The 18,727-nt window shown below is 72.0% G+C and carries 20 protein-coding genes; 7 read left to right on the top strand and 13 right to left on the bottom strand.

The window, feature by feature from the left end; translation table 11 throughout:
• Positions 1 to 63: 63 nt before the first annotated feature.
• The 7 genes from ACQP2O_RS16475 to ACQP2O_RS16445 form a co-directional block, all read right to left on the bottom strand.
• A complete protein-coding gene (locus tag ACQP2O_RS16475; protein ID WP_433185233.1) occupies positions 64 to 1,089 on the bottom strand; it encodes a trypsin-like serine peptidase in 1,026 nt (341 codons plus the stop codon).
• Between the two features lie 222 nt (positions 1,090 to 1,311).
• A complete protein-coding gene (locus tag ACQP2O_RS16470; RefSeq protein WP_433185230.1) occupies positions 1,312 to 1,644 on the bottom strand; it encodes a hypothetical protein in 333 nt (110 codons plus the stop codon).
• Positions 1,644 to 2,270, bottom strand: a complete 627-nt coding sequence (hisH, locus tag ACQP2O_RS16465) for an imidazole glycerol phosphate synthase subunit HisH (protein WP_433185227.1) — start codon at positions 2,268 to 2,270, stop codon at positions 1,644 to 1,646. The genes ACQP2O_RS16470 and hisH overlap by 1 nt, the downstream gene beginning before the upstream one ends.
• Positions 2,267 to 2,857 carry an imidazoleglycerol-phosphate dehydratase HisB gene (gene hisB / locus ACQP2O_RS16460; RefSeq protein WP_433191046.1) on the bottom strand — a complete coding sequence of 197 codons (591 nt, stop codon included), beginning with the start codon at positions 2,855 to 2,857 and terminating at the stop codon, positions 2,267 to 2,269. Before hisB ends, hisH begins: the two co-directional genes overlap by 4 nt.
• Before the next feature lie 20 nt (positions 2,858 to 2,877).
• Entirely contained in the window at positions 2,878 to 3,951 is a 1,074-nt protein-coding gene (locus tag ACQP2O_RS16455; RefSeq protein ID WP_433185224.1) for a histidinol-phosphate transaminase, read from the bottom strand.
• Entirely contained in the window at positions 3,948 to 5,255 is a 1,308-nt protein-coding gene (gene hisD, locus ACQP2O_RS16450) for a histidinol dehydrogenase (RefSeq protein WP_433185221.1), read from the bottom strand. Before hisD ends, ACQP2O_RS16455 begins: the two co-directional genes overlap by 4 nt.
• 150 nt (positions 5,256 to 5,405) lie before the next feature.
• Positions 5,406 to 5,579 (bottom strand): hypothetical protein, encoded by a 174-nt coding sequence (locus ACQP2O_RS16445; RefSeq protein WP_433185218.1) that lies wholly within the window; start codon positions 5,577 to 5,579, stop codon positions 5,406 to 5,408.
• A gap of 265 nt (positions 5,580 to 5,844) precedes the next feature.
• Here ACQP2O_RS16445 and ACQP2O_RS16440 point away from each other — a divergent pair, with 265 nt between their 5' ends.
• Both ACQP2O_RS16440 and ybaK read left to right on the top strand, forming a co-directional pair.
• Positions 5,845 to 6,507 carry an LON peptidase substrate-binding domain-containing protein gene (locus ACQP2O_RS16440; protein ID WP_433185216.1) on the top strand — a complete coding sequence of 221 codons (663 nt, stop codon included), beginning with the start codon at positions 5,845 to 5,847 and terminating at the stop codon, positions 6,505 to 6,507.
• Positions 6,508 to 6,531: 24 nt separating this feature from the next.
• Positions 6,532 to 7,029 carry a Cys-tRNA(Pro) deacylase gene (gene ybaK / locus ACQP2O_RS16435; protein WP_433185213.1) on the top strand — a complete coding sequence of 166 codons (498 nt, stop codon included), beginning with the start codon at positions 6,532 to 6,534 and terminating at the stop codon, positions 7,027 to 7,029.
• Here the strand turns inward: ybaK and ACQP2O_RS16430 are convergent.
• Positions 6,913 to 7,464, bottom strand: coding sequence for a hypothetical protein (locus ACQP2O_RS16430; protein ID WP_433185210.1), 552 nt, complete (start codon positions 7,462 to 7,464; stop codon positions 6,913 to 6,915). The genes ybaK and ACQP2O_RS16430 overlap by 117 nt on opposite strands.
• A 159-nt stretch (positions 7,465 to 7,623) precedes the next feature.
• On the opposite strand from ACQP2O_RS16430, the gene ACQP2O_RS16425 reads away from it, so the two are divergent.
• Positions 7,624 to 8,304, top strand: coding sequence for a DUF6882 domain-containing protein (locus ACQP2O_RS16425; protein WP_433185207.1), 681 nt, complete (start codon positions 7,624 to 7,626; stop codon positions 8,302 to 8,304).
• A 265-nt stretch (positions 8,305 to 8,569) separates the two neighbouring features.
• Positions 8,570 to 9,754, top strand: coding sequence for an elongation factor Tu (gene tuf / locus ACQP2O_RS16420; RefSeq protein ID WP_433185204.1), 1,185 nt, complete (start codon positions 8,570 to 8,572; stop codon positions 9,752 to 9,754).
• Positions 9,755 to 9,807: 53 nt separating this feature from the next.
• On the opposite strand, the gene ACQP2O_RS16415 is transcribed toward tuf, so the two are convergent.
• The 3 genes from ACQP2O_RS16415 to ACQP2O_RS16405 all read right to left on the bottom strand — a co-directional run bounded on the left by ACQP2O_RS16415 (position 9,808) and on the right by ACQP2O_RS16405 (position 14,378).
• On the bottom strand, positions 9,808 to 11,193 hold the full coding sequence (locus tag ACQP2O_RS16415; RefSeq protein ID WP_433185201.1) for a GntP family permease: 1,386 nt from the start codon (positions 11,191 to 11,193) through the stop codon (positions 9,808 to 9,810).
• Positions 11,194 to 11,532: 339 nt separating this feature from the next.
• Positions 11,533 to 13,122 carry an N-acyl-D-amino-acid deacylase family protein gene (locus tag ACQP2O_RS16410; RefSeq protein ID WP_433185199.1) on the bottom strand — a complete coding sequence of 530 codons (1,590 nt, stop codon included), beginning with the start codon at positions 13,120 to 13,122 and terminating at the stop codon, positions 11,533 to 11,535.
• Positions 13,122 to 14,378, bottom strand: a complete 1,257-nt coding sequence (locus ACQP2O_RS16405) for an amino acid deaminase (RefSeq protein ID WP_433185197.1) — start codon at positions 14,376 to 14,378, stop codon at positions 13,122 to 13,124. Before ACQP2O_RS16405 ends, ACQP2O_RS16410 begins: the two co-directional genes overlap by 1 nt.
• 162 nt (positions 14,379 to 14,540) lie before the next feature.
• Here ACQP2O_RS16405 and ACQP2O_RS16400 point away from each other — a divergent pair, with 162 nt between their 5' ends.
• Entirely contained in the window at positions 14,541 to 15,305 is a 765-nt protein-coding gene (locus tag ACQP2O_RS16400; protein ID WP_433185194.1) for an IclR family transcriptional regulator, read from the top strand.
• Complete coding sequence (locus ACQP2O_RS16395; RefSeq protein ID WP_433185192.1) at positions 15,298 to 15,702, top strand: RidA family protein; 405 nt, start codon at positions 15,298 to 15,300, stop codon at positions 15,700 to 15,702. The genes ACQP2O_RS16400 and ACQP2O_RS16395 overlap by 8 nt, the downstream gene beginning before the upstream one ends.
• A 30-nt stretch (positions 15,703 to 15,732) precedes the next feature.
• On the opposite strand, the gene ACQP2O_RS16390 is transcribed toward ACQP2O_RS16395, so the two are convergent.
• Positions 15,733 to 16,362, bottom strand: coding sequence for a GOLPH3/VPS74 family protein (locus ACQP2O_RS16390; protein WP_433185189.1), 630 nt, complete (start codon positions 16,360 to 16,362; stop codon positions 15,733 to 15,735).
• A 55-nt stretch (positions 16,363 to 16,417) separates the two neighbouring features.
• The gene (locus ACQP2O_RS16385) at positions 16,418 to 17,689 is read right to left on the bottom strand and encodes an MFS transporter (protein WP_433185186.1); all 1,272 of its coding nucleotides are present in this window, start codon (positions 17,687 to 17,689) and stop codon (positions 16,418 to 16,420) included.
• 71 nt (positions 17,690 to 17,760) lie between these two features.
• Between ACQP2O_RS16385 and ACQP2O_RS16380 the strand changes: the two genes are divergently transcribed.
• Positions 17,761 to 18,726, top strand: a complete 966-nt coding sequence (locus ACQP2O_RS16380) for a GlxA family transcriptional regulator (protein WP_433185183.1) — start codon at positions 17,761 to 17,763, stop codon at positions 18,724 to 18,726.
• The last annotated feature ends 1 nt before the right edge of the window (position 18,727 follow it).

The following is an 18,727-nucleotide window of genomic DNA, read 5'->3' as shown; positions in this document are numbered from 1 at the left end:
CGCCGCTCGGCGGCCTCCACGGCCGTGGAGGCCGCCGAGCGGCGAGGGTGTTGCGGCGTCGTTTCAGGCGCGGCGGACCGCGTCGCGGGCATTGATCGCGGCGTTGTCCAGCCAGGGGCTGCGCTCCGTCGCCATACCGGCATCGGTGTGGTGGCTGTTGTGCCCGATGAGGTAGCCCCAGCCGCGCGAGACGTCCAGGTCCTCGAGCCACGGGCCGCCACTGGAGCCGCTGCCCATGTCGCAGTCGATGACCTGGAAGAGGCTCTCGCGGTACGTCTTACTGTCGACGCAGAACCGCAGGTCGGCGGAGCTGATCCCGGATCTGGAGGGATGGGTGTTCTCGGGGAAGCCGAAGGAGCGGACGTCGGACCAGTCCGTCTGGTCGTAGGCCTTGCCGAACTTGTACCCCTGCCATCCGACGACGTCACCGACCCTGCGGCCCGCGGAGTTCGGGGCGAGGGCGATCGCGGCCATGTCGAAGCTCCGGCTCTTCCCGTCGTGGTAGCCGTTCGGAGCCGCCACCTTCGTCCACGCCCACGTCCCGTACGGCCATTTTCCGTCGTGATAGTCGGGCGCGAACAGGAACTTGGAGTACCAGTGCTTGTGCCCGTCGGTGACGCAGTGCCCGGCGGTCCAGATGGTGCTGTGGTTGTCGGAGTTGATCACCGTCGCGGTGCAGAAGTGACGCTCTCCCGCGTGGTCGGTGAAGTAGAGCTTGCCGATCATGGCGGCCGGCCCCGTACCGTGCGCGGACCAGACCTTCGACTGCGAGAACGGCGTCAGCGCGTCGGCGTCCCGCGTGAGGGCGGAGGGGGGCGCGCTGCCCGTGCCGCTGTCGGTCATCGTCGAGGCAGGGGTCGTGGTGGGGGTCCCCTCATCGTCGGGTTCGGGGGCCGGGGTGGACTCTTCGTCGGCCGTGCGAAGGCGTTCCGGTGTCCAGTAGGCCTGGATCTCCGCCGGGGTCTGGTCCGCGTCCGCGAACGCCGCCGCGTCGGGCGACGTATCGGCCCGAGCCTGCCCGGTCCCCAGGGCCAGCGACACCATGGCCGCGGTCAGTACGGACATGATGGCCTTACGACGTTGTGGCATGCGTCCTCCCAAATGATCATGAAATCCGCGACATCACCATACGCAACCGTACGGTTTTCATGATCGAATCAATCTGGGAGCGCTCCCACAAGATCGTTAACCAAAGCGACGGTGATCGTTCACCCATCCGACACCGACCATGACGCTCGCGGCCGGGCATCGGGCGACCGCACCGCCGGACGTGGCGTCACCGCGACCTTCGCCGGGCACACCGAGAAGGGCTCAGGACCTGCGGTCGAAGGCGAGCGTGACGAACACGGGGACCAGGAACGCCGACAGCGCCAGCACTCCCAGCCGCTCCATCCACGAGGACAGGTTGATCCAGGTGACCACCTGGACGAGCACGAACACGACCGCGACGATGGCGTTCTGCTCGCGGCGACGGCGGGCGAGAATGCCGCCCGGCCGGCCGGACCGGCGCGGCACCCACCGCGTGAACCGGGCGACCAGCGCCCGGCGGCGGGCCGCGCGGGCGTTCCGGCGGGCGGCCTCGGCGGCGGCGCGCTCGCGTTCGGCCTCCCGCTCGGCTCGCCGCCGCTGACGTTCCTTGCTCATCAGAGCGTCGACAGCCAGTTCTTCAGGACGGCGGCCCCGGCGTCACCGGACTTCTCCGGGTGGAACTGCGTCGCGCTCAGCGGGCCGTTCTCCACCGCGGCGACGAAAGGCTCGCCGTGCTCGCTCCAGGTCACCAGCGGCGGCGTGAACCGGCCGGGCTGCATCTCCCAGCGGCGCACGCCGTACGAGTGCACGAAGTAGAACCGGGTGTCCGGCTCGAGGCCGGCGAACAGGACCGTCCCCTCCGGGGCCTCCACGGTGTTCCAGCCCATGTGCGGCAGGATCGGCGCCTCGATGCGCTCCACCGTGCCCGGCCACTCCGCGCAGCCGTCGGTGGCGATCCCATGCTCGACGCCCTTCTCGAAGAGAATCTGCATGCCGACGCAGATGCCCAGCACCGGACGGCCCCCGGAGAGCCGGCGGCCGATGATCTGCTCGCCGCGGACGCCACGCAGGCCGTTCATGCAGGCGGCGAAGGCGCCGACACCCGGCACGACCAGGCCGTCGGCGTTCAGGGCGGCGTCGAAGTCGGCCGTGACCGTGACGTCCGCGCCGACGCGGGCGATGGCCCGTTCGGCGGACCGGAGGTTGCCCGATCCGTAGTCGAGGACGACGACGTTCTTCACAGCGTGCCCTTGGTCGAGGGGATGCCGTGCGCGCGCGGGTCGTGGGCGACGGCGTCGCGCAGCGCCCGGGCGAGGGCCTTGAACTGGGCCTCGACGATGTGGTGCGCGTTGCGCCCGTACGGGACGTGGACGTGCAGGCAGATCGCGGCGTTGAAGACGAACGCCTCGAAGATGTGCCGGGTCATCGTCGTGTCGTAGTCCGGGCCGATCATCGGGGCGATGCCCTCCGGCTCGGTGTGCACGAGGTACGGCCGGCCGGACAGGTCGACCGTGACCTGCGCGAGCGTCTCGTCCAACGGCACGCTCGCGTCGGCGAACCGCCGGATGCCGGACTTGTCGCCCAGCGCCTCGCGGAACGCCTGACCCAGCGCGATCGCGGTGTCCTCGATCGTGTGGTGGCTGTCGATGTGCAGGTCACCGGAGGTCTTCACGGTCAGGTCGAACGACCCGTGCTTGCCGAGCTGCGTCAGCATGTGGTCGAAGAAGCCGACGCCGGTGGCGACGTCCACCCGCCCGGTGCCGTCCAGGTCGACCTCGACGAGGACCTGGGTCTCCTTCGTGCCCCGCTCGACGCGTCCGGTCCGCATCCGCTCTCCTCCGGTTGAACTCACGTACTCTCCTTCAGCGCGGCGCGGAACGCCGCCATCTCCTCGGGCGTCCCGACGCTCACCCGCAGCCACTCCGGCGGCCCCACCTCGCGGATCAGCACGCCGCGGTCGAGCACGCCCTGCCAGACGGCGCGCCGGTCGGGGAACCTCCCGAACAGGACGAAGTTCGCGTCCGAGTCGGCGACCTGGAAACCCTCGCCGCGCAGCCAGCCGACCAGGGCGTCGCGCTCGGTACGCAGCGCCTGCACCGCGCCCAGCAGCTCTTCCTGGAACGCGATCGCCGTCCGCGCCACCGTCTGCGTCACCGCCGACAGGTGGTACGGCAGGCGGACGAGCAGCAGCGCGTCGATCACCGCCGGGTCGGCGGCGAGGTAGCCCACGCGGGTGCCCGCCATCGCGAACGCCTTGCTCATCGTCCGGGTCACGATCAGCCGGGGATTGCCGGGCAGCAGCGACAGCGCGCTCGGCGTCCCCTCCCGGCGGAACTCGGCGTACGCCTCGTCGACCACGACCATGCCCGGCGCGACCTTCAGCACCGCCTCGATCGCCTCGAGCGACAGCGACGTGCCCGTCGGGTTGTTCGGCGAGGTCAGGAACACGATGTCGGGCCGGTGCTCCTCGATCGCCGCGACCGCCCGCTCGGCCTCCAGCCCGAAGTCCTCGTCGCGGTACGCGTCGATCCACGCCGTGCCGCTGACCCGCGTGATGATCGGATGCATGGAGTACGACGGTTCGAAGCCCATCGCGGAACGCCCCGGGCCGCCGAACGCCTGCAGGATCTGCTGAATGATCTCGTTGGAGCCGTTGGCCGCCCAGACCTGCCGCGCGGTGACCCCGTGGCCGAGGTAGTCGGCGAGGTCCTTGCGCAGCTCGACGGCGTCGCGGTCGGGGTAGCGGTTGAGGCCGCCGGCGACGTCGGCGACCGCGCGGCCGAGCGCCTCGACCAGCCGCGGCGACGGCGGGTAGGGGTTCTCGTTCGTGTTGAGGCGTACGGGCACGTCGAGTTGCGGCGCGCCGTACGGCTCCTTCCCTCGCAGGTCGTCGCGGATCGGCAGATCGCTCAAGGAGGTCACTCGGGGATTCCCCAATCGAACCGCGCCTTCATGGCGGCGCCGTGGGCGGGCAGGTCCTCGGCCTCGGCGAGCGTGACGACCCGCCGGGTCGTGTCCGCCAGGGCCTGCTCGTCGTAGTCGACCACGTGGATGCCGCGCAGGAACGTCTGCACCGACAGGCCGCTGGAGTGGCAGGCGCAGCCGCCCGTGGGCAGCACGTGGTTCGAGCCGGCCATGTAGTCGCCGAGCGACACCGGCGCGTGCGGGCCGACGAAGATCGCGCCGGCGTTGCGGACGCGCGCGGCGACCGTACGGGCGTCGGCGGTCTGGATCTCCAGGTGCTCGGCGGCGTAGGCGTCGACGACCTTCAGCCCCCCGTCGACGTCGTCGACGAGCACGATCCCGGACTGGCGGCCGGCCAGGGCGGCGGTGATGCGCTCGGCGTGCTTGGTCCGCGCGACCTGCGCGGCCAGCTCGCGCTCCACGGCGGCGGCCAGCTCCTCGGAGTCGGTGACGAGGACGGCGGCGGCGAGCGTGTCGTGCTCGGCCTGGCTGATCAGGTCGGCCGCGACGTGCACCGGGTCGGCGGTGGCGTCGGCGAGGACCGCGACCTCGGTCGGACCGGCCTCGGAGTCGATGCCGATCACGCCCTTGAGCAGCCGCTTGGCCGCCGCGACCCAGATGTTGCCCGGCCCGGTGACCATGTCGACGCGCCGGCACTCCTCGGTGCCGTAGGCGAACATCGCGACGGCCTGCGCGCCGCCCGCGGCGTACACCTCGTCCACGCCGAGCAGCGCGCACGTCGCGAGGATCGTCAGGTGCGGCAGCCCCCCGAACTCCTGCTGGGCGGGTGACGTCACGGCGAGGGAGTCGACCCCCGCCTCCTGGGCGGGCACGACGTTCATCACGACGCTGGAGGGGTAGACGGCCTGGCCGCCGGGGACGTAGAGCCCGACCCGCTCCACCGGCACCCACCGCTCGGTGACGGTGCCGCCCGGCACCACCTGGGTGGTGACGTCGGTGCGCCGCTGGGCGCGGTGGACGACGCGGGTGCGGCGGACGCACTCCTCGAGCGCGTCGCGGACGGCCGGGTCCAGCTCGTCGAGGGCACGGCCGATGGCCGCGACGGGCACCCGCACCGACTCGACCTTCACCCCGTCGAATCGCGCGGTGTAGTCCCGTACGGCCTCGGCGCCGCGATGGCGTACGTCATCGCAGATGGGCCGCACCTTCTCCAGGGCGGCCTCGACGTCGAGCTCGGCTCTCGGCAGCACGGAGCGCAGGTCGTCCGGCAGGGACCCGCGCAGGTCGATACGGGATATCACCTGATCAGTCTACGAAGGACCCCCACCGGCCCGGACGCCGGTCTCACCCACCGAGACACCAAGAATCCGTACGCGCCGGTAGGTCGACGGGCGATCGGTGGAGGCGGCCACGACGTACACGCGCATGCCGTCACCGTTGATCATTCGGGCCTACACGCCCGGTCGTGCGCCTCCGGTGAACTCCGGCCGGGTCTCCGGCCGTTCGGCGCCGACCTGGGCGGCGTCGGGGAAACCGCCCCAGCGGCGAGGGCGGGCGACGATCCAGCCGAGAATGAATCCGACGCAGAGACTGGCGATCGTCAGGAAGAACATGCTGAGCCACATACGGGCCTCCGGGAAAACACCGGCGGGAGGTACCGCCGTGCCGCGACGGCGTGGCCGCGCGGTCGTCCGACCGTAACTCCGCAGGTCGTGGTGGTGTGTGCCGGTTGACGCGATCTAGTTCAAGGTGACTACGGTCACATCGCCCGTGGAACGTTCCTAGTTCTGGCCGGATGATCGTTCCGAGCCAGGGCCTTTACGTTGTAGATCACAAACACGGCCGAAATGCGACGCGACGGCGAGGGCCGGAACGTCGTACGCTGACGCCGTGACCGAACGGCTGCCGATCTTTCCGCTGGGAGCCGTGCTGTTCCCGGGGCTGGTGCTGCCCCTCCAGGTCTTCGAGGAGCGGTACCGCGACCTGATGCGCGATCTCCTCGAGTCCGAAGAGCCGCATCGGTTCGGCGTCGTCTCGATCGAACTCGGCCATGAGGTCGGCCCCGGTGCCGCCCGCCGGCTCTCGTCCGTCGGCTGCACCGCGGAGATCCGGGGCGTCCAGCGGCACGACGACGGCCGGTACGACGTCGTCACGACCGGCGGAACACGCTTCCACATCGAGCACATCGACGACTCGCTCTCCTACCTCAACGCCGACGTCACCCTCCTGCCGGAGGAGGACGGCCCCGGGGCCGACAAGATCACCGGGCCGGTGAACCGCCTGTTCCACCGCTACTGCGACCGGCTGACCGAGCACGGCGCCGAGGTGGCCGAGCTCGACGACCTGCCGACGGATCCCATCCAGCTGTCGTATCTGGTCGCCGCCTCCGTGGTCCTGGACCGCCCGGACAAACAGCGGCTGCTCGAGGCCGAGGACGCCGCGACCCGGCTCCGCCTCGAGTACGGCCTGCTCCGCCGGGAGAACCTCCTCCTGGAGGCCTTCCCGACCGTTCCCGCGGCGGAGTTCCTCGGCGGCACCGTCAGTCCCAACTGACCCTGAGGAAGGAAAGAACCACCAGTGGCATCCAACCGGCGATCGGGCGGCAAGGGCACGCCCGCGACCGTGTCGGCGACACGCGCCGGAATCCCCTTCACCCTCCACCCGTACGAGGCCGGCTCCGACGCGGACTCCTACGGCGAGGCCGCGGCCGACGCCCTCGGCGTGCCGCACGACCGGCTCTTCAAGACGCTGGTGGCCGAGGTCGACGGCGACCTCACCGTCGCGGTCGTGCCGGTGTCGTCCACGCTCGACCTCAAGGCCCTGGCCGCCTCGACCGGCGGCAAGCGCGCCGCCATGGCCGACCCGGCGCAGGCCGAGCGCGTCACCGGCTACGTCCGGGGCGGCATCAGCCCGCTCGGGCAGCGCAAGCGGCTGCCGACGGTCGTCGACGCGTCCGCGTCAGGGTTCCCGACGATCTACGTCTCGGCCGGTCGGCGTGGCCTCCAGATCGAACTGGCCCCCGCCGACCTGGTCCGGCTGACCGGCGCCGCCACGGCCGGGATCGCCCGCGGCTAGCCGCCTGCGCGACTCCCGGCCCGCCACGTCCAGCGCCTCCAGCAGGCCGAACACCACCGCCGCCGTCAGCGGCCAGGCGAGGACCACGCCGAGGGCGTGCAGGGCGAGCGGGGCCCGGACCAGCGTGCCGTCCCCGCCACGCAGCGCGTGGTGGTAGGCGCTCAGGCCGATGAGATGGCCCAGCCGCCACGCCACGACGGCCGCCGCGCCGGCGCCGACCGCGGTCCCGACGAGCATGCCGAACTCTCCCAGGCGCCCGGCCAGGAGGTAGGCGGCGACGCCGCACAGCAGGCCCGCGGCGGCGGTGACCACGGCGAACCAACCATCTGCCGCGATCATCGTCTGGGCCTCCGGATCGGCGAGGAGCGCCTTGCCGCCCGATACCTGATAGGCCGTCCGCGGTGCGAGGGCGACCCACAGAAACCCAATGGGCACGCCCAGCACAGTGATCGCAAGCGCCGTCAGCACTCCTGCGCGAATCCGGCTCGCCACTCGCCCTCCCCCGGCGTCGGTGAACATCGCAGCGTACCGCCTTAACCTGGACGTCAACTGGCCCACGTCGCAGCATGAATCTTCTGAGATAGTGTGCCCGCCATGTCTGGATTCAGCCCGGCGTTCGAGCGGCTTGGGGCCGCCTACGCGGCGGTCGCCGCACAGCAACAGGAGGTTTTGGCGGAGTTCCTGCCGGCGGCCGACTGGAGCACCGACCTGACGACCGGCACCTATACGCAGGGAGACGTCACCCTGCACGTGGCCCTCATCGGGAGCTTCGCCGAGAAAGACCGCAGCTGGCTGTGGGGCTGGGCCAACCCCCAGTTCGGCCCGTCCCACCCGGGGGTGCTGAACCCGAAGGCCATGGGCTCCCGCCTCGGGATCGCCGAGATGACCTCGGGCGAGCTGGACCTGTCCTGGTACGAGGGTCCGGCCCGGAACGGCGGTGAGCCGATCGCCATGGTCGCCACCAGCATGCTCGGCCTGACCGGCACGATCCCCGGTCCCTACGATGGCGGGATCGCCTACTTCGCGGTCCGCGACCCGGCCGTCCCGGCGGCCACGTGGGACTCCGCCACGGCGCCCCGCCTGATCACCAACGCGCTCTCCCTGTTCCCCGCCGATCATCGGCTGACCGTCATGCGGTTCTTCAGCCACCACCGGCTGGCGTACCGGCAGACCGAGACGTCCATCACCGCGACGCTGCCGGACGGCGGCTCCTGTGTCGCGGAGTTCGACGACCAGGACCGCCTGGCGAACCTGGCCGTGACCGTCCGTTCCTGATCGCCGAGGTTCCGGAAAGATCCTCGGCGGAAAATCGATCGACCGGCGGCGCCGCGCGCCGTACCTTCGTGGCATGTTCCGCATGGCCGCCCTCCTGTCGCCCGCGCACCTCGACGCGCCGGGCGCCGCGGCCGTGCTCGCCGACGGCCTGCGACGCTGACCCTCCTCCGCCCCGTCCTTCGAGAACCCGCGGAGGAGGGTGGCACGGCAGGGGCGTCGCCCCCTGCCCGGGTTCTCACGTTCGATCACGACGCGAGGACGAATCATGGCCAAGCAGATCTACGAACGCGGCAAGCCGCACCTCAACATCGGCACGATGGGCCACGTCGACCACGGCAAGACCACCCTCACCGCGGCGATCACCAAGGTGCTGAGCCGGCAGGGGCTGGCCCGGGTCGTGCCCTTCGAGGGCATCGACCGCGCTCCGGAGGAGCGCGACCGCGGCATCACGATCAACATCGCGCACGTGGAGTACGAGACGTCGACGCGGCACTACGCCCACGTCGACATGCCCGGCCACGCCGACTACATCAAGAATATGGTCACCGGCGCCGCGCAGATCGACGGGGCGATCCTCGTCGTGTCCGCGCTGGACGGCGCGATGCCCCAGACGCGCGAGCACGTGGTGCTCGCCCGGCAGGTGGGTGTCCGCCACGTCGTCGTCGCCCTCAACAAGGCCGACGCCGTGGAGGACCCGGAGCTGCTCGACCTGGTCGAGCTGGAGGTCCGTGAGCTGCTGTCGGCCTACGGCTTCCCCGGGGAGGAGATCCCTGTGGTCCGCGTGTCCGGGCTGCGGGCCCTCGAGGACGACCCGTACTGGACGAAGCGGATCGAGGACCTTCTCGCGGCGGTCGACGCGTACGTGCCGATCCCGGCGCGGATCCTCGACCGGCCGTTCCTGCTGCCGATCGAGAACGTGCTGACGATCACCGGGCGGGGCACCGTCGTCACCGGCGTCGTCGAGCAGGGCGCGATCCGGGTCGGCGACCACGTCGAGGTCGTCGGGCTGGGTGCGACCCTGACCACGGTCGCCACCGGCCTGGAGACGTTCGGCCAGTCGATGGACCACGCGGAGGCCGGCGACAACACGGCCGTGCTGCTGCGAGGCGTCCGCCGGGAGCAGGTGCGCCGCGGTCAGGTCGTCGCCGCGCCGGGGGCGATCCGCCCGCACGCGCGGTTCCAGGCCGAGGTGTACGTCCTCGGCGCCGAGGAGGGCGGCCGGAACCGGCCGTTCTTCACCGGGTACCGGCCGCAGTTCCACATCCGGACGACGGACGTGGTCGGCGACATCGACCTGGGCGAGGGCGGGATGGCGCTGCCCGGTGACACCGTCACGATGGCGGTGGAGCTGGGCCGGCCGGTCGCCCTGGAGGAGGGCCTCGGCTTCGCGATCCGCGAGGGCGGCCGTACGGTCGGCGCGGGCACCGTCACCGCCCTGCCCGGCCGGTAGTCCGCGGTCTTCGGCCACACCCCGCCAAGGGGTGTGGCCGAAGACCGGCCTGGTCAGATCACGAGGCTGAGCAGGCCCGCCATCGCGAACCCGACGACGGACAGGATCGTCTCGAGCACGGTCCAGGTCTTCAACGTCTCCTTGACCGACATGTTGAAGTAGCGGGACACGATCCAGAAGCCGCCGTCGTTGAGGTGCGAGGCGATGATCGAGCCGGCGGCGACCGCCATCGCGATCAGCGCGAGGTGCGCCTGGCTGTAGTGATGGCTCTGAACCAAGGGGCCGATGATGCCGCCGGTGGTGACGAGCGCGACGGTCGCCGAGCCCTGGGCGAGCCGGAGCCCGCAGCTGATCAGGTAGGCGAGGACGATGACCGGCAGGCCCGCGTCGGACATCGTGCCGGCCAGGGCCTTGCCCACACCGGTCGCGGCGATGACCGCGCCGAAGAACGCGCCGCCGCCGACGACCAGCAGGATCATGCCGACCGGGCGCAGTGACGCCGACGCCAGGGAGGCGAGTTCGGAGGCCGGGATGCCGCGGCGCGTGCCGAGCAGCCACATCGCGAGCAGGACGGAGATGGTCAGGGCGACGGCGGGCGTGCCGAGGAAGGTCAGCACGGGAAGCACGGAGCTCTTCTTCCACCAGACGTCACCGAAGGTGGCGAGGAGGATCAGCACGAGCGGCACGGCGATGATCGCGCCCACCAGGCTGAGGGGCGGTTCGGGCCGCTCCGCGCGCTCGGCGCTCTCCTCACCGGCGACGAAGTCCTCGGGCACCTCGACGCGCACCCGGTCACCGATCCACGCGCCCCACGCGACACCGGCGACGAGGAACGCCGGGATGCCGCAGACCAGTCCCATGACGATGAGCCAGCCGAGGCTGACCCCGAGCAGCCCGGCGACGGCCACGGGGCCCGGGTGCGGGGGCAGGAACGCGTGGGTCATGGACAGGCCGGCGAGCAGCGGAAGCGCGTAGGTGATCAGGGAACGCGTGCCGCGCCGGGCCGTGATGTACACGAGCGGCGCGAGGACGAAGATGCCGATGTCGAAGAAGACCGGAATTCCGAAGATGAGGCCGGACAGGCCCATCGCCAGCGGGGCACCCCTCTCGCCGAACACCCCCAGCAGCCGCCGGGTCAGGACGTCGGCGCCACCGGATGCCTCCAGGATCGCGCCGAGAATCGTGCCCAGTCCGATGATCGGCGCGATGTGCCCGAGGATCCCGCCGAACCCGGTCTCCAGGATGGACGTCTTGGAACTCAGCGCCGTGCCCACGATCTGGGTCACGCTCAGGCCGGCGGCCAGCGCGAGCAGCAGGCCCGACACGATGAGCGCGATGAACGGCTCGAGCTTCACCTTGATGATGAGGAAGAGCAGAACGGCGATCGCCACCGCGCAGAGCAGCAGCAGACCTCCGGTCTCGTGTTGCAGCCAGTGCATGATGCGTGACCCTTCTGGGAGCGGGGTGATCGCCCGCGGTGCGGCGGGGATCCGGGGGAAGAAGGCTCAGGTGATCGGCGCGGTCTCGGGGAAGGCCGGGGTTGTCGGGGGGTCTCGGAGAAGAAGGCTCAGGAGGTCGGCGCGGTCTCGGGGGAAAGGCTCGGGTTGTCGGGGCGGTCCCAGGGGCTCCGGTGGTCGGGCGATCCCGGGGGCTCGGGTGGCCGGGGGCTCGGGTGGTTGGGGGCTCGGGTGATCGAGAGGCTGGGGTGGTCGGGGGCTCGGGTGGTCGGGGCGGTCTGAAGGGCTCAGGTGATCGGGCGGTCCGTAGACCGCTGGGGCTCAGCGGGTGTCTCCGTGCGGGGTGCGGCGCAGCGACCGTCCGGGCAGCGCCCCGGTGTGCCGGCCGTCGGCGATGACGGCGACGCCGCCGACGAAGACGTACGGGACGCCCTCGGGCCGCTGCCGTGGCTCGTCGAACGTCGCGGTGTCGCGTACGGTCGCCGGGTCGAACAGGACGAGGTCGGCGTGGTGGCCGGGCCGGATCAGTCCGCGGTCGGTCAGCTTGAGCCGGCGCGCCGGGCGTCCGGTCAGGTGTGCGACGCACTCTTCGAGCGTGAGGACGCCCAGCTCGCGGACGTAGTGGCCGAGGTACCGCGGGAACGTTCCCCACGCGCGGGGATGGGGCCTGGCCGCCGCGAGCAGGCCGTCGCTTCCGCCGGTGTGCGCCGGATGCCGCATGATCGCGCGGACGTTCTCCTCGTTCCCGACGAGCTGCAGAATCGTCGTCGCGAGCTCGTCGGCGAGCAGCCGGTCACAGTAGACGTCGAACGGGGTCCGCCCCGACGCGACGGCCAGCTCGGCGAGGGTCCGGCCGACGACGGCGGGGTCGCGCGCGCCGGAGATCTGGACGGTCTCCCACTCGATCGGCACGCCGTGGGAGCCGTCGGAGCCCTCGATCTCCATCGTGTGCCGGATCCGCTCCCGCGCGGCGGGGTCGCGCAGCCGGGCCAGGGTGGCGTCCGGGCCGCCGGCGGACGCCCAGCTCGGCAGCAGTGCCGCGAGCGTGGTCGAGCCCGGAAGGTACGGGTAGGTGTCGAGCGTGATGTCGCAGCCGCCGGCGATCGCGTCGTCCAGCAGGGCCAGCAGGTCGGGGGCGCGGCCGGCGTTGACGTGGAAGTTCATCGTCGCGTGCGCGAGGTGCAGCGGGCAGCCGGAGGCGCGGGAGACGTCGATCATCTCGGCGTAGGCGTCGAGGGCTCCGGCGCCGTACGAGCGGTGGTGCGGCGAGTAGAAGCCGCCGAGCCCGGCCACGACCCGGCACAGTTCCACCAGCTCGGGCGTCGTGGCGTACATGCCGGGCGCGTAGGTGAGCCCGCTGGACATCCCCACCGCGCCCTCGCGCATGCCGGTGGACACGAGGTCCTTCTGCCGGGCCAGCTCAGCGTCGGTGGCCGGGCGATCGGCCCAGCCCATCGCGAGCATCCGCACCGAGCCCTGCGGGACCAGGTAGCAGGCGTTGACCGCGATGCCCTGGTCGAGCCGGTCGAGGTACTCGCCGACGCTCCGCCAGTCCCAGGAGAAGCCGGGCGGGTCGCCGTTCCAGCCGGCGATGGCCTGGCGGGTCTGGCCGAGCGTGGTGTCGTCGACGGGGGCGTAGGACAGGCCGTCCTGGCCGAGGACCTCGGTGGTGACGCCCTGGCTCACCTTGGCCTCGTGGTCGGGTTCGACGAGCAGCCGGAGGTCCGAGTGGGCGTGCATGTCGATGAACCCGGGGGCGAGCGCGAGCCCGGAGGCGTCGATGACCCAGCGGCCGCTCGGCGCGCCGCCGACGTCGCTGATCCGGCCGTCGGTGACGGCGACGTCGGCCGTACGTCCCGGCGCGCCCGTGCCGTCGACGACGTACGCGCCCCGGATCACCAGGTCGGCCATCAGAACCACGTCCGCACGAGGTCCACGACCGCGCCGGAGGGGTCCACCACGGGGATGAGCGTCCACTTGTCGAAGGCCGTGCACGGGTGGGAGAGCCCCAGGCGGATCACGTCGCCGACCTCGACGTCCGGCAACGCCGTGCCGTCCTGCGCCGGCCGGAGGAAGGCGTGCTGGTCGTTGAGAGCGGTGATCCGGGCGCCGTCGAGCACGCCCTTGCCGCGGATCGACTGCGGCTCGGGCAGCCCCTCGTCGTAGGGGAAGTCGCGTTTTCCGCCGTCGAGCAGCGCCAGGCCCGGCTCCGGCCGGGAGACCACGCGCGCCCACCCGTGCATGGCCGGGCGGAACGGCGTCCCCGCGCCCCGCGAGAACGGCGAGATGGCGCGGTAGAAGCCGTCGTCGTGGATGACGTACGCGCCGCTGCGCAGCACCACCCGGCCGGAGAGTCCGCCGAGGACCTCGACGACCTGGTCGAAGTAGGCGCTGCCGCCCGCCGTCACCATCGGGTCGGCGATCTCGTACGGCATCCGCCCGTGCAGCGCCGCCATCCGCTCCAGGTACGCCTCCACCGCGGCGAGCCCGGCGGAGGAGGCGTCGTGGGCGAGCGCGCCCTCGTAGCCGCCGACACCGGCCATGCGCAGGGTCGGCGTCGCGCGCACGGCGTCGGCGACGCGCAGCGCCTCACGGTCGTCGCGGACCCCGGTGCGGCCGTGGGGCCCGCCCAGTTCGACGCAGACGTCGACGGGACGCCGAGCCCCGGCCGCGCGCAGGGCGGCGTCCATGAGCTCCACTCCGCGTACCGAGTCGACCCAGCACGTGAACTCGAAGTCCGGATCGCGGTCGAGCTCGGCCGCCACCCACGCCAGCCCGGCCGGATCGAGCAGGGCGTTCGCGAGCATCAGCCGGCTCACCCCGAACGCCCGCCCGACCCGCAGCTGCGGGAGGTTCGCGAGGGTGATCCCCCAGGCGCCGGCGTCGAGCTGCCGCTGCCACAGCGCGGGCGCCATCGTCGTCTTGCCGTGCGGCGCGAGGTGGACGCCCGCGGTCGCGGCCCAGTCGGCCATCGTGGCGATGTTGTGGTCGAGGGCGTCGGCGTCCAGCGTCAGCAGTGGGGTGCCGAACTCCTCCAGCGCCGGCCGCGCCGCGAGGAACTCCCCCACGGTCGAGCCGTGGGCTGCCGCGGGCACCGCCTTGAAGCGCCAGTCGAGACGCTCGTCGCGCAGCGCGCTGACGGCGTCCTTGTCGATCTTCTCTGCCACGATCACCTCCGGCGTTGCGTATTCTGCAACGTCCGTTGCGCGATATGTTCCAGTGGTTGTAGCATCGCCGCCACGCGAGAGTCAATGGGGCATGTGTCGCAGGTGGGCAGCAATGGGGCATCGTGCTGCGATTGAAACCGGCGGTGATGAGCGGAGGGTGCGGTGAGCCAGAGCCTGGCGCGCGCGTTGCGGATACTCGTCGGCCTCGAGAAGGGCCCGCGGTCCCTCGACGACCTCGCCGGTGAGCTCGGCGTGCACAAGACCACCGTCCTCCGGCTGCTGCGCACGCTCGAGGACGAGCGGTTCGTCTACCGCGACGGCCTCCACCGGTTCCACCTGGGCGCGCGGTTGTTCGCGCTGGCCGACTCGGCCCTCGCCCAACGCGAGATCCGTGACCTCGCCGCGCCCCACCTCCAGCGCCTGAACCGGTCCACCGGGCAGACCGTGCACCTCGGCGTCTATGAGGGCGGCGAGGTGTTCTACCTGGACAAGCGCGACTCCGGGCAGTCGATCCAGATGTACTCCCGGGTCGGTCTCCGCGTGCCGCTGCACTGCACGGCCCTGGCCAAGGTGCTCCTCGCCGACCTGCCCGACGAGCGGCGACGCGAGGTCGTCCAGGCGATCGAGTACACCCGGTTCACCGAGAACACCATCACCGACCCGAAGGCCCTGCTCGCCGAGCTGGCCCGGGTGGCCCGGCAGGGGTACGCGATGGACGACGCGGAGCACGAGACGTTCATCACCTGCGTCGCCGCGCCCATTCGCGACGCGAGCGGCCGGGTGGCGGCGGCCGTCTCGATCTCGGTACCGCACGTCCTGCTGAGCCGTGCCGAGGTGCTCGACCTGCTCCCCGACCTGCTCACGACCACCCGCACCATCTCCGCCGACTGCGGATACACCGAGATCGAAGGGAACGGCCATGGCTGACAAAATCGAGATCCGGAGCGAGGGCGCGCCCGCCCCGGCGTGGGTGTTCTCCCAGGGCGTGCGCCGGGGACCGCTCATCCAGGTGTCGGGGCAGGGCCCGCAGGACCCGGAGTCCGGCGAGTACGTCCACCCGGGCGATGTGAAGGCACAGACCACGCGGACCCTGGAGAACGTCAAGGCGATCCTCGAGGCCGGGGGCGCGAGCATCGAGGACGTCGTGATGTTCCGCGTCTACCTCACCGACCGCGACGACTTCGCCGCCATGAACGAGGCGTACGGCGAGTTCGTCAAGGCGAACTGCCCGGGTGGGGTGCTCCCCTGCCGGACCACCGTCTTCGTCGGCCTGCCGCAGGAGTCGATGCTGGTCGAGATCGACGCCCTGGCCTTCACCGGCTGACGGCCGAAGCCTCTCGGCGGCGAGCACCGGTCAGGCGGACACGCTCCGGTGCTCGACCGCGAGGGCCCCGCGCACGGCGGTGGCGACCCAGTCGCCGGCCGCCATCTCGCGCATCCGGTCGCGGAGGATCCGCCAGTTCCCGGAGGTCGCGAAGACCGCCTTGCCCAGTCCCGAGGCCGCCACGAGCGCGCCGAGGGCGAGCGTACGGGCGTCGGCGGGCGCCGCGCCCGTCGTGACGGTGGCGACCACCCGCTGCTGCGCCTCCCACAGCCCCACGATGTCCCGCACGGGATAGCGGGTCTCGACGAACACGCCGAGCGTACGGTGACGGTCGACCTCGACCTGACCGCGGTCCGCCAGGCGTGCCAGCAGGCGCCGCTGGTGGTCCGTCGCGCGCAGGCGCGTCACCCATTCCTGGGGCGTACGGTTGCGCGGCGAGGACGCGATGTCGGTGAGCAGGCCGTCGAGGACCGGGTCGCCGACGGGTTCGGGGTCGGCGACGGCCAGCGCCGCGCCGTTCAGCCGCAGCCGGCCGGCGAGCCGGAGGTCCGACAGCATCGCGCCGCCGACCCCGCAGTCGAGCTCGACGGGGCCGATGCGGCACTTGCCGCGCAGGTCATAGGCGAGAAGCAGCAGTTCCTCGGCCAGTGTCTCGGGCACGCCCGGAACTGTAGGCGGCCCGCACGACGCTTCGGTAAACACCAAGCAAAGCGTTTTAACCAGTCATAACGCGCCTCTTGATCCGGATCGACAGGAGAGCGGCGAGCAGGCAGAGGACACCCGCGCCGTACCAGGCTGCCGCGTAGTCGCCCAGGTGGTCGCGGATGATGCCCGCCGTGACGGCGGCGGCGGCCGCGCCGATCTGATGGGAGGCGAAGACCCAGCCGAAAACGATCGGGCCGGTCAGCCCGAAATGCTCCCGGCACAGGGCGACCGTGGGCGGCACCGTCGCCACCCAGTCGAGGCCGTAGAAGATGACGAACACCAGCATGCTCGGGTGCGCGGTCCGGGCGAACAGACTCGGCAGGACCAGCAGCGAGCCGCCGCGCAGGAAGTAGTAGACGCCGAGCAGCACCCGGGAGTCGACCCGGTCGGTGAGCCAGCCGGAGAAGACCGTGCCGGCCACATCGAAGATGCCGACGAGGGCCAGCAGGCTCGCCGCCGTGGTCTCCGGCATCCCATGGTCATGGGCGGCCGGGATGAAGTGCGTGCCGACGAGGCCGTTGGTGGAGGCGCCGCAGATCGCGAAACCGCCCGCGAGCAGCCAGAAGACCGGGGTCCGGACGGCGGTCGCGAGGGAGCCGAGCGCCCGGCGCGCGGCGCCTTCGTTGTGCGGCTTCGGCACCGGCTCGGCCGCGCCGTACGGCGGGAGCCCGACGTCGGACGGGTGGTCGCGCAGGAGGAGCGCGACGAGCGGGACGACGGCGAGCGCGGTGACGCAGACCGTGAGGGCCGCGGACCGCCAGCCGTACATGTGGGTCAGGTGGGCCAGGACCGGCAGGAACACCAGCTGCCCGGCCGCGCCGCCCGCGGTGAGCACTCCGGTGACGATGCCCCGGCGCTTGACGAACCACCGGCTGGTCACGGTGGCGACGAACGCCATGGCCATCGACCCCGTGCCGAGGCCGATGAGCACGCCCCAGCACGCGATGAGCTGCCAGGACGCCGTCATGAAGACGGTCAGGCCGCTGCCCGCCGCCACGAGCACGAGCGCTCCGGAGACGACCTTGCGGATGCCGAACCGGTCCATCAGGGCAGCCGCGAACGGCGACGTGAGGCCGTACAGGAGGAGGTTGACGGAGACGGCCGAGGCGATCGTGCCGCGCGGCCAGCCGAACTCGGCGCGCAGCGGGTCGATGAGGACGCCGGGCGTCGCGCGGAATCCGGCCGCCCCGACGAGGGCCACCAGGGTCACCGCGGCGACGATCCAGGCACGGTGCAGACGCGGGCCGGTCCGGGCCGGAGTGTCGGGAAGTGTCTGGGTCACTCAAGGGAGTCTCGCGGCCACGGCCTCCGGCGGCGAGTGGCCCGAAGGCCAACATATGAAAGAATCGGGCCATGCCTCACGAGGTGGTCGTCCTCGCCCTCGACGACGTGGTCGCGTTCGACCTCGGCGTGCCCGCGCAGATCTTCGGCGCGGCTCGCGACACCGCCGGACGGCCTCTCTACCGGGTCCGCGTCTGCACCCCGGACGGCGGGCCGGTGCGCACGTCGGCCGGGTTCGCGGCCGTCCCCGACCACGGGCCGCAGATCCTCGCCACCGCCGACACCATCGTGATCGCGGGCGTGCACGGCGGCTCGGCCCTCGAGGAGGGCGTCCTCGAGTCACCGGTGGCCGACGCGCTGGCCCGGCGGCGACCGGGCACGCGGGTGATGTCGATCTGCACGGGCGCGTTCGTGCTGGCCGCCGCGGGCCTGCTGGACGGCCGCCCGGCGACGACGCACTGGTTGCACGCCGAGCGGTTCCGCGCGCTGTATCCGACGGTACGGCTCGACCCCGGCGTCCTGTTCGTCGACGACGGCGACGTGCTGACCTCGGCCGGGGTGGGCGCCGGAGTGGACCTGTGCCTGCACGTCATCCGCCGCGACCACGGCAGCGCCGTCGCCAATCGCGCGGCCCGGCGCTCGGTCATGCCGCCGTGGCGGGAGGGCGGCCAGTCGCAGTTCATCGAACGGCCGCTGCCGGAGCCCACGGGAGCCTCGACGGCGGAGACCCGCGCCTGGGCGCTCGAGCGGCTGCACGAGCCGCTCGACCTGGCACGACTCGCCCGCCGGGCGGGCATGAGCGTACGGACGTTCACCCGGCGGTTCCGCGCGGAGACGGGGCTCAGCCCGGCACAGTGGCTGGTCCGGCAGCGGATCGAGGAGGCCCGGCGGCTGCTGGAGACCACCGACCTGCCGATCGACCAGGTGGCCGCACGCGCCGGCCTGGGCACGGCCGCGTCGTTGCGCCAGCATCTGCACTCCGCCGTGGGCGTCTCCCCGGCCACCTACCGCCGGACGTTCGGCGCCTCGGCGACCTGAC

Origin of the sequence: Actinoallomurus sp. CA-150999 (genome assembly GCF_050942425.1) — a bacterium.
Classification (GTDB): domain Bacteria; phylum Actinomycetota; class Actinomycetes; order Streptosporangiales; family Streptosporangiaceae; genus Actinoallomurus.
Note: the sequence above shows the minus strand (reverse complement) of the source record. Positions and strands in the feature narration are given on the sequence as shown.